The 2,125-nt window shown below is 40.6% G+C and carries 1 protein-coding gene; it reads right to left on the minus strand.

From position 1 onward, the window contains the following. Window positions 1-825: 825 nt before the first annotated feature. Window positions 826-2,125: MFS transporter (locus MUP17_05235; protein ID MCJ7458376.1), on the minus strand; the 1,300-nt coding region annotated here is incomplete at its 5' end.

Genomic DNA, 2,125 nt, shown 5'->3' on the forward strand with positions numbered 1-2,125 from the left:
AAAGCCAAGGCAATAGCTAATATCACTACAAACATTATTAAAAGACTTTTCTTCATTTCAATTCCTCCTTAAACAATTTGAAAATTGGAAGACAAAGATAAGTTAGCTATAATATTTCCCCTTCACTCCTCCTTTCGTAAAAAGTTCAAAAAATAGTCAGAGTTAGCTGGAAATCGTGGTTGAAGGTGGGATGTTTCCAGCTAACCTTGGTGAAAAGGGTATAGTATTATCCCTTTACCAATTCTGCGGTGTGAAAAATTGGCTTGAACTTTCTATGAGGTAATAAACCAACCACTTTTCATTCCGAAAAAAGGAATGAAAAATTAATTATCGCTTGTAATTTATTTTTTAAATTAGCTGGGGGGGAACTTACAATAACCCGTTAGCCCGAAAGTAAAATCTAAAAACTCCCTTTCCTTTTCCAATCCTTTTGGATTTATTCTCCCTCTGCTCACCAGTAATCTAAAACCCTTTGAACGTTTTGTCAAGTAAAAAATTTAGAATTCTAAAGTATTTTTATTGTCTAAAATAGGGAACTATATTGGTCGATAAAGGGGTATTTTAATTGATATTAATCAAGGCCCTTACAATAAAACACGATAACTCATTTTATTACAAAGAGTTATGAATTTTAAAGGACTAAAATCGTAAATGAACCAATAACTTTGTAAGGTTTATGCAAAAAACATGTCTTTTAGAGTCTGCTAATATATTTTTTTCATATGTAAGTGGAGTAATTTGTCAAAAAAATATGCTCTAACTGAATAAATTGACATCGAAAAGACTAAAAAAAGGAAGATAAGGTTTTCAGTTTAATTGACCTTTTCACCGCACTTTACCCCTGGCAAGGGAGGCAAAAATTCCCCCGAAGCAAAGAGCTGCCAAAATTGCGAAAGCTGCTTTTTCGCTTTTCAGGAAGAGGGGGTAATATTCCGGAGTGATCTGTACCCTGCCGATATAAACCGCAAATAGCAGCATAGCTATTCCCAGGCTGAGCATCTGTCCGGTCAGCCGCATAGTGGCTAAAGTACCGGAGGCTATCCCGTAGAATTTTTTCTCCACTGAGCTCATAATCGCATTAGTATTCGGAGAGGAGAAAAGCGCAAACCCGAATCCCAGAAGGGCTAAATTAACTATGATGAAAACTGTGGAGGTATTTGCATTCAGAAAGGATAAGAAGAAAAGGCTCACAGCTGTAAATCCCATCCCGGTAGAGGCAACTATTCTTGGCTCAACCCGATCAGAAAGCCTGCCGGCAAGAGGGGAAAAAATGGTCATCACCGCTGGTTGAAACAATAAGATCAACCCCGCATCTTGAGGTGAAAGCTTCCTGATATATTGCAGATACAGGCTTAGAAGAAAGGCGACTGCAGAGGTTGCGCTGTAATTGATCAGAGCCGCGAGGTTCGAAAAAGCAAATACTGGATTATTTCTTATGAGGTTTAGGTCTAAAACCGGGTGTCTCTGTCTTATCTCCCAGCGGACAAAGAGAAAAATTCCAAGTGTGCCCAAAAGCAGCAACCCTGCTCCTCGAATCGAAGGAAGTAATGAAAAACCGTACATTATCGACACGACTGTGAGACCATAGATCACTGAACCGCTGAGATCGAATTTCTCACCTTTTGCCTCACGCCATTCTCCTTTCAATTTCCAGTAAAGGAAGAAGATTATTATCAAGCCCAGTAGCACATTCGCAAAAAAAATGCTTCTCCATCCAAGATGCTGGGTTAAGACTCCACCCAGGAATGGTCCTACAGAAAGGCCCAAGTAAACCGCGGCCACATTAATTCCCAGAACCCTGCCTCTTTCGCCAACCGGGAAGGCGGAAGTCACGATCGCGACCGCAGTTCCAAAAATCATGGCACTGCCGAACCCCTGCAAGATTCTGGAGGTAATGAGAGCTGTAGCGGAACTGGAGACTGCACATAAGAAGGACGAAATCGAGAAGACAAAAATCCCGTAGGTGAAGATTCTCTTTCTTCCATAAATATCTGCTAACCTGCCAAAGGGAACCAGGAATGTCGCGGCTGCCAGAATATAAGAGGTTGGAACCCAGCTTAATAAAATCGCATTCAATGAAAACTCTTTTCCGATGGAAGGAAGAGCGATATTAACAGCCGAGGTC

The sequence above is a fragment of the Candidatus Zixiibacteriota bacterium genome, assembly GCA_022865345.1.
Lineage (GTDB): Bacteria > Zixibacteria > MSB-5A5 > MSB-5A5 > RBG-16-43-9 > RBG-16-43-9.